Origin of the sequence: Clostridium cylindrosporum DSM 605, from assembly GCF_001047375.1 — a bacterium.
GTDB lineage: Bacteria > Bacillota > Clostridia > Clostridiales > Caloramatoraceae > Clostridium_AB > Clostridium_AB cylindrosporum.
Genome location: NZ_LFVU01000011.1, coordinates 19,027 through 27,015 on the forward strand (window position 1 = coordinate 19,027; position 7,989 = coordinate 27,015).

The window sequence follows — 7,989 nt, forward strand, 5'->3', positions numbered from 1 at the left end:
CTCCTTCGAGATGGCTCATAGCTTATTCTAAATTTAATTGAAACCAGAAATTACTTCCCTTCCCAGTTTCACTTATAACTCCATACATTGCTCCATGCATTTCAAGAACTGCCTTAACTATGGAAAGCCCAAGTCCAGTTCCTATGCTAGCTCTTTTATGGACTTTATTTGATTTGTAATATCTATCCCATATGTGATTTATCATATCCTCTTCAATTCCCTGACCTGTATCTACTATCTCTATTTTCACTTTATTACTAGATATATTCTGAGAAACAATTACTTTCTTATCTTCTCCTGTGTAGGTTATAGCATTGTTAATTAGGTTATATATAACCTGGGATATTTTCACCTCGTCTGCATTTACATATACATCACTATCATATAAAAACTCTATGCTATACCCTTCCTTTTCAATGAGTTTTCCGTATCTTTTTAGTATTTCACGAATAGCTTCTGTTATATTAAACTTAGATATATTTAGCCCTTGAGTACCTGACTGCATTTTTGATATGTCCAGTATATCACTTACTAGAGTGGATAGATGCCTTGCTTCATCTATGATTATCTGTACATTTTCAGGTGTATTCTCACCTGGAATATCCCTCATAACCTCTGCATATCCAGTGATCATAGTAAGAGGAGTTCGAAGATCATGTGATATGTTAGCTATAAGTTCTCGCCTTAGATCCTCTACCTTGGATAATTCCCTAGCAGTATAATTTAAGGTATCATTTAATTCCTCTATTTCAAGATATCCTGTGCCGGTGAATTCTGTATCATAATTACCATGTGCGAGCTTCTTTGCAGATTCATTTATATTAATAATCGGCTTTGATATTTTTCTCGATATAAAAATCGCCAAAACTATTGATAGCAGAATAAGTATAAGACTGATATAAATAAGCTGTACCCTTAGGGTTTCTACGGTAGAGTTAATAGGGGTAATTAATGAACTTGCTATAATCATAGCCTGTGACCCATTATCCCTATTAACAAGCTTTGCATATATCATGCTCAATGGAGCACCTCTGTCATGTGACCCATACTTTTCACCTGTAGAATTTTCAAATGGATTCGTCTTAAGTTCTTCCCTTGAAAAAAGCTGGAATGTACTTCCCCCATTATTAAATGCTTTTTTATAGAGACTATATATATCGTCTCCAGTCATTTTATTTAACATATTTTTAGGATTAGAATCTGTATTATAGATGATTTCGCCGCTTTCCTTAACAATAAGTACACTCATGTCATTTTCCCTAGATATATTTTCTAGTTTACTTGATAGCTTAGAATCATCTACATGTTCTGCAATCTCATTAACATAGGACTTTATGCTTCTAGTTTTTATACTCTTATAGAAATCATCAAGGAATACAGTTTGAAAAAGCCATAGAAGAATTAATAAAATCCCTACAAATGAAGCTAAATATCCAAATATCCTCCACTTTATACTAATCTTATTCTGATTCAAATCTATATCCCACCCCTCTAAGGGTAACTATGTGCTTACTATAGTCTCCAAGGCTTTTTCTAAGTAGTTTTATATGAGTATCTAATGTTCGATCATCTCCGAAAAAGTCATATCCCCATACATTGTTAATGATATTCTCTCTAGTTAATGCAATTCCACGATTTTTTACCATGTAGAAAAGAAGATCATATTCCTTAGGAGACATATCTATTTTCACATCATCTATATATACAAGTCTTCCTGTAAAATCAACAGTTAACCCATTAAACTTTACTATTTCCTTCTTTATATCAAGACTTGTTTTACTTCTTTTAATAATTGCACCAACCCTCATCATTAGCTCCTTTGGAGAAAATGGCTTAACAACATAGTCATCAATTCCAAGCTCAAAGCCATGTATCTTGTCATACTCCTCGCCTCTTGCTGAAAGCATTATTACAGGAGTATTTTTATGTTTTCTAATCTCCTTGCATGTGGAGAATCCATCAAGCTCTGGCATCATAATATCAAGGATAATAATATCGAATTGATTGTTCCTTGATATTTCAATAGCTTCCATTCCATTACATGCCTCTTTAACCTCATATCCTTCAAAAACAGCATACTTTTTTATTATTTCTCTTATTCTTTCCTCGTCATCAACAACAAGAATCTTATACATCTATACCTCAACCCCTTTAAAATTCCCTAATCATATTATTTTTTATCGCGTAAAAGCTACTTTATCTTAATTTAGATAACGTTTTCTATTAATTATAGAAAATAAACTTAAAGTTTCTTAATTTACTTTATTTATAATATTATATCTTTCCTTTGTGACAACTAAATGAATTTTTTTAAATGTTATAGAGATTTATGAAAAATTCTTTTTCTATGGGAATCCTTGAAAATAAATAATTCTTACCTTTTGGAAACTGGAATACCGAAAAGTGCCTTCTTTTTTCTTAGAATTTTAGGAGTTATACTTGAGGCAAGTTAAGAATACCTTAAAATTAGATTTAACTTTTAGGAGGAACCATAAATGCAAAGATTCACTATTCCAAGGGATATTTATTTCGGAGAAAATTCTATAGAACACCTAAAAACTATAAAGGGAACAAAGGCAATGCTAGTTATAGGATCAGAAAGATTAATAGCAGACGGAACAATTCCAAAAATCCAAGGACTACTTGCTGAAGCTAATATAGAAACATCTGTATTCTCAGGTGTTGAAAGTGACCCTTCAGTTGAAACAGTTAGAAAGGGAGCTCAGGCACTTAATGAATTTAATCCTGACCTAATTATAGGTATTGGTGGGGGGTCCCCAATTGATGCTGCTAAGGCTATGTGGATATTCTATGAATACCCAGAGTTCACTTTCGAGGAAGCTGCAAAGCCATTTAACCTACCAGAACTTAGACAAAAAGCTAGATTCATTGCTATACCTACTACAAGTGGTACAGGAACCGAAGTTACATCATTCTCAGTAATAGCTGATAGCGAAACAGGAGTTAAATACCCAATTGCTGACTATAACATAACACCTGATATTGCTATAGTTGACACAAGCCTTGCCCAAAGCATGACTAAGAAATTAGTTGCAAACACTGGTATGGATGCACTAACACATGCATTTGAAGCATATGTTTCAACAGTAAGAAACCCAATAACAGATGCACTAGCTATGAAGTCGATAGAAATGACAGTAGAAAACCTAGTTAAGTCATATAATGGTAATGTAGAAGCTAGAAACAACATGCATATATCACAATGCCTAGCTGGAATGTCATTTTCAAATGCCATACTAGGAATAGTACATTCAATGGCACACAAAACAGGAAAGATATTTAACATTCCACATGGATGTGCAAATGCAATATATCTATCATATGTTATAGAATTTAATGCTAAAGTAGCTGGAGAAATCTATGCTGATATAGCAAAAAGACTTTCACTTAAAGGGAATACAACTGAGGAACTAGTAACTTCACTTGTAAACCTAGTTAAGGAATTTAGAAATGCTATGGGCATGCCATCTACTCTTAAGGAATTTGGATTATCAGAGGAAGAATTTAAAAGGAACCTTGATGAAATCTCTAAAACTGCAGTAGCTGACCCATGTACAGGTACAAACCCAAGAGAAATATCAGTAGATGAAATGAAGAAGCTATTTGAGGCGACTTATTATGGAGAAAAGGTAGACTTTTAATGTAAGGCTTTAGTCATGCCAGTAGAGGTTCTTTAGCTAAAACGACGAGACCTTAAAATAGAGCTTCTTATCTGCAAAATTACCCCTAGCCTAAGAGCTATGTCTGAAAAACTGCTGCGCTTGACGACATATCTCTAAGACTAGGGGTATTTATGATGATTAGAAGTCCTTATCCAAAATCTCGTCTGGTTTAGTTGAAGGATTTTCTACTTGCAGGCACCCATATCTACTTTAACTTACTTTTATAATTATCTACAAAATCTTTTCCCCACTTATCCATAGCCTCTAATATAGGAACTAAACTATTCCCTAGATCAGTTAGAGAATACTCAACCATTGGAGGAATCTGTGGATATATGGTTCTATTAACTAATCCGCTTTCTTCTAAGTCCTTTAGCTGTTGTGTTAACATCTTTTGAGTTATTTCAGGTATTAATCTTCTAAATTCATTAAATCTAATTGCACCATGTTCATGAAGGTTCCATATAATAAGGGCCTTCCATTTTCCACTTAATATCTCTAAAGTGACTTCAATTTCACATCTATAATTATTACAACTAACCTTGTTTAATCTGTCTTTTGGCATAATTTCACTCCCTAATAAATAAAACTTATCTATATTATACCACTTACTTATTTCAAAAAATGAGGGTCTATCCCATGTTCTACATACATAGTCACATTGAAGAAACCCTACTTTTTATTTAAATTTTTTTAAAGGAGTAAGCTCATATAAAAAATCCGCTCTTTTTGCAACCTCAGGTGAGTGAGTTACAATAATGATACATTTACCTTCTTCAGTAGCTAGTTTCTTAAATATATCCATTACTTCATCCTGTGTATCAAGATCAAGGTTTCCTGTTGGTTCATCAGCGAGTATTATATCTGGACTATAGGATAATGCCCTAGCTATAGCAACTCTTTGCTGCTCTCCCCCAGATAGCTTTAATATTCTTCTTTTAGCCTTTGCCTCATCTAACTGAACCTTCTTCAGTATATTTAATATATGCTCTCTTCTATTTTGAATTTTCTTACCTGAAATATCAATTGAAAGCTCTACATTTTCTATAGCATTTAACTGTGGTAGAAGATTAAATCCTTGAAAAATAACTCCTACATATCTACTTCTATATCTGTATTTATCTATCTTTTTAATATCCATACCATTATATAAAATCCTACCAGAGGTTGGTGATGTTAACCCTGATAAAAGGGATAACAGTGTTGTTTTCCCTGCACCTGACTTGCCAATAATGGCATAAACCCTCCCCTTTTCAAATTCATAGGATACATTCTCTAATATCTTAGTTTTCCCATTATCGTAGGAATAAGATGTATTCTCAAGTTTTAAAACACCCATACTTAATTCCTCCTCTATGACCTATTGGTTAATATTTTTAGTGGCTCATATCTTAGTATAAATACTATTGCTGCAAGGCTTGAAATAATTGTTAGTATTACTCCTATTCCAACTAGCTGTAATACAACATCTATATCTGTATTTGCATTAATATTATTTATATAATTTACAACCTGTTTACTGTCTCTATTAGTCTGAAAGTTAGATGGTCTGTCTGCCATTTGCCCTGACCCAAAGTTACTACGTTCCTGCTGTACTTGAGTCTGTTGTGATGTTATTTGAGACTGTAGCAATGTATTTGCTGTTGGAACTGATGCAGCAGCACCAATACCTGTTCCAATTATAATTGCTATGAAAGTTACAAGGAACATTTCACTTATATATTGAATTGCTACCTTCCATTTTTTCATACCAATAGCAGTTAGCACACCTACTTCATATTTTCTTTCACGAATGTTAAATATATTAAGTACTACAAGGATAATTCCTCCAATTAAAAGTACTAATATTAAAAATACATCTGCAAATTTACTTAAATTCTTTATTGGTACTAGACTTTGTTCGTAATTACTTACGTCCTTTGAATTAACTGTATAATAACCAGCAAGTCCCATTGTCTTTGCATCCTTAGTAAAGGCATTAAGAGCATTTACATCCTTTACTACATATGTACCTGAAACCTGTTCCCTTAAAGCTGTAGTAATTGTTTTTCCTGTCTCTGAATCCGTTGATGTAGTAGCATTTTTAGTAGATAAAGTAGTTATAAACTTTAATGTAGAATAGCTTGTATATATATGGTTTGCAGGGTCTGATGATGTTGAGAATCTCATAGGGCTATCATCACTTGAAGACTGATTATTATGATATATACCTGCTATAGTTAGTGTGTAAGTTTCTGAAGCAGTATTAGGATTAGCAATTGTGATTTTGTCCCCTACTTTTAAACTGTTTAAAGCTGTAAGCTCATCACTTACTAAACACTTCATATCACTAGCATCTTCACTAAACATTTGTCCACTTGTAAGTTTTGATGCACCACTTTTGAAATCTGTCATTGCAGACTTAGAACTGTAACCAATTACACTAAAGTCACCTTGTTTTCCCATTCCACCTTCAAATCTTGGCGCATTATTCATTTTAGAACTTAAACTACTTTGTTCATCCTTTACTTCATTTGAACTATCTGAGGTATCCACTGCCTTTAAAGTTCCTGATGTATTAACTGAACTTGTAAGAGTGTAGTAAAAGTCATTTACGTTTTTTGATTTAGCGTACTTTTCTAATTGATTAAGGGGCAAATTCTTGTAATTACTCATCATTTCTCTCATGTCTGTTCCATCTTTTTCTGCCTTTTTCATAAGAGATTGACGATCAAGGGATATCTGTGCAGTAACTGATAGCGACTTTAACCCTTCTGTTTCAACTTTTGAAGCAGATTTCTTAATAGATAGGGAAATGCAGCTTGAAATTGCTATAACACAGGCTATTATTCCAATAAGAAAATTTCTTCCCTTAGATCTTAAAATGTTTCTAATTGCATTTTTAAAGATATACATGTCCTTCCTCCAATCTTACTTTTAGCTTTATTTTAATTACATTAACTGATGCAAGATTGTTGTTTATGTGAAAGTTTAGTGAAGTTAAAATTAGTAAAATAAAAAAGCTTGCAATTAAAGGCTTAAAAGCCCTCTATTGCAAACTCCCTATAAAAAGATTTTAAAGTTTATTATTTTACTACTGGCGTATCGGCATCTGTAGGTGTTGTAGTATTTTCACCTGTTGTAGTATCTGTTTTATCCTGTGACGAAGTTTCTTCTGGTTTAGTAGTTTCTGTTTTGTTTTCCTTAAGCTTTTCAATCTTTTCTTCTAACTTATCTATTTTAGCCTCTAGCTCATCTTCTTTAGCTTCTAAGGCTTCTTTTTGTTTCTTATAAGTTTCCTTATCTATTTTTCCATTAATATATGATACTCTAAGTTCATATTTCTTTTTATCTAATTCTTTTTCTTCATTCTCTATTTTTTTAAGTTCATCTAGTAATGTTTTAATTTCATCTTTATTAGTATCTTTTTCTTTTTTATCCTTTAGCTCCTTAATCTTTTTATTAAGCTTTGCTTCTTTTTCATTTAATTCCTTAAGTTCTTTTTCTATAGCCTTTTTTTGATTTTCATAACCTTTTTTGTTTATTTTCTTTGCTTTATACTTATCCTCTAGTGTCTTAAGTTTTTTCTTTAATTCTTCTTTCTTTTTAGCAATTCCTTTAATTTCTTCATTTAACTTTGCTATTTCTTTATCTACTTTATCCTTTGACTCTTTTTCTTTTTTTGGTTCAGTATTTTTAGAACCTACTTTTTGTTGTTGCTTATCACTTTTCTCTAAAACCTTACCAGTTGTTGCTGCTAAAGCACTAGTAGAAAGTGAAAATACCATTATAGCCGTTAAGGCCATCATTACTATTTTTTTCATTGTAACCCCTCCTTGTTAATACTATTTTAGATAATATTATTAATATTACCTTCTATATATTTTCGACTACAATTTTTATTAATTAATCTATACATACTTATGAAAAAATATATTTACTTTATATTCATACTTTATAAACCTTATTATTTTAGGGCATAAAAAAGGATATCTTAAAAATTAATTTTAAGATATCCTTTGGTGAACCACCAGGGAATCGAACCCTGGACAACTTGATTAAAAGTCAAGTGCTCTACCGACTGAGCTAGTGATTCATGAAAAATGACTTAAACTTCCGTTTAAGTCATTTTAATTGGTTGCGGAGAGAGGACTCGAACCTCTGACCTTCGGGTTATGAGCCCGACGAGCTACCAACTGCTCCACCCCGCGTCATTGCACTAGATTTCTCTAGGGTAAAGAGAATTTGATTCTCTGAAAACTGCACAGCATTCTTTTGAACTTAATCAAGATTAAGCCCTCGATCTATTAGTATCAGTCAGCTACAC

The 7,989-nt window shown here is 32.4% G+C and carries 7 protein-coding genes and 2 tRNA genes; 1 reads left to right on the top strand and 8 read right to left on the bottom strand.

The features are described 5' to 3' along the window. Positions 1-22: 22 nt before the first annotated feature. Together CLCY_RS05145 and CLCY_RS05150 are read right to left on the bottom strand one after the other, a co-directional pair. A complete protein-coding gene (locus tag CLCY_RS05145) occupies positions 23-1,474 on the bottom strand; it encodes a HAMP domain-containing sensor histidine kinase (protein WP_048570073.1) in 1,452 nt (483 codons plus the stop codon). Next, entirely contained in the window at positions 1,461-2,135 is a 675-nt protein-coding gene (locus CLCY_RS05150; RefSeq protein ID WP_048570074.1) for a response regulator transcription factor, read from the bottom strand. The genes CLCY_RS05145 and CLCY_RS05150 overlap by 14 nt, the downstream gene beginning before the upstream one ends. A gap of 360 nt (positions 2,136-2,495) precedes the next feature. On the opposite strand from CLCY_RS05150, the gene CLCY_RS05155 reads away from it, so the two are divergent. Continuing rightward, positions 2,496-3,662, top strand: coding sequence for an iron-containing alcohol dehydrogenase (locus CLCY_RS05155; RefSeq protein WP_048570075.1), 1,167 nt, complete (start codon positions 2,496-2,498; stop codon positions 3,660-3,662). Between the two features lie 226 nt (positions 3,663-3,888). Here CLCY_RS05155 and CLCY_RS05160 read toward each other — a convergent pair whose 3' ends face one another. From CLCY_RS05160 to CLCY_RS05185, 6 genes are all read right to left on the bottom strand, one after another. Next, positions 3,889-4,248: a winged helix-turn-helix transcriptional regulator gene (locus CLCY_RS05160; protein ID WP_048570076.1), complete on the bottom strand. Its 360-nt coding sequence runs from the start codon at positions 4,246-4,248 to the stop codon at positions 3,889-3,891. Positions 4,249-4,362: 114 nt separating this feature from the next. Next, positions 4,363-5,022: an ABC transporter ATP-binding protein gene (locus CLCY_RS05165; RefSeq protein ID WP_048570077.1), complete on the bottom strand. Its 660-nt coding sequence runs from the start codon at positions 5,020-5,022 to the stop codon at positions 4,363-4,365. Between the two features lie 14 nt (positions 5,023-5,036). Continuing rightward, positions 5,037-6,578, bottom strand: coding sequence for an ABC transporter permease (locus tag CLCY_RS05170; RefSeq protein ID WP_048570078.1), 1,542 nt, complete (start codon positions 6,576-6,578; stop codon positions 5,037-5,039). Between the two features lie 170 nt (positions 6,579-6,748). Next, on the bottom strand, positions 6,749-7,486 hold the full coding sequence (locus CLCY_RS05175; protein ID WP_048570079.1) for a coiled-coil domain-containing protein: 738 nt from the start codon (positions 7,484-7,486) through the stop codon (positions 6,749-6,751). A 196-nt stretch (positions 7,487-7,682) separates the two neighbouring features. Beyond that, positions 7,683-7,758: transfer RNA gene (locus tag CLCY_RS05180), tRNA-Lys, on the bottom strand. A gap of 39 nt (positions 7,759-7,797) precedes the next feature. After that, positions 7,798-7,873, bottom strand: a tRNA-Met gene (locus CLCY_RS05185). Between the last annotated feature and the right edge of the window lie 116 nt (positions 7,874-7,989).

Bases quoted from the DNA above. Each gene is read 5' to 3' on its own strand.
- CLCY_RS05150 (WP_048570074.1), bottom strand. From the start codon at position 2,135: ATGTATAAGATTCTTGTTGTTGATGACGAGGAAAGAATAAGAGAAATA.
- CLCY_RS05155 (WP_048570075.1), top strand. From the start codon at position 2,496: ATGCAAAGATTCACTATTCCAAGGGATATTTATTTCGGAGAAAATTCT.
- CLCY_RS05160 (WP_048570076.1), bottom strand. From the start codon at position 4,248: ATGCCAAAAGACAGATTAAACAAGGTTAGTTGTAATAATTATAGATGT.
- CLCY_RS05165 (WP_048570077.1), bottom strand. From the start codon at position 5,022: ATGGGTGTTTTAAAACTTGAGAATACATCTTATTCCTACGATAATGGG.
- CLCY_RS05170 (WP_048570078.1), bottom strand. From the start codon at position 6,578: ATGTATATCTTTAAAAATGCAATTAGAAACATTTTAAGATCTAAGGGA.
- CLCY_RS05175 (WP_048570079.1), bottom strand. From the start codon at position 7,486: ATGAAAAAAATAGTAATGATGGCCTTAACGGCTATAATGGTATTTTCA.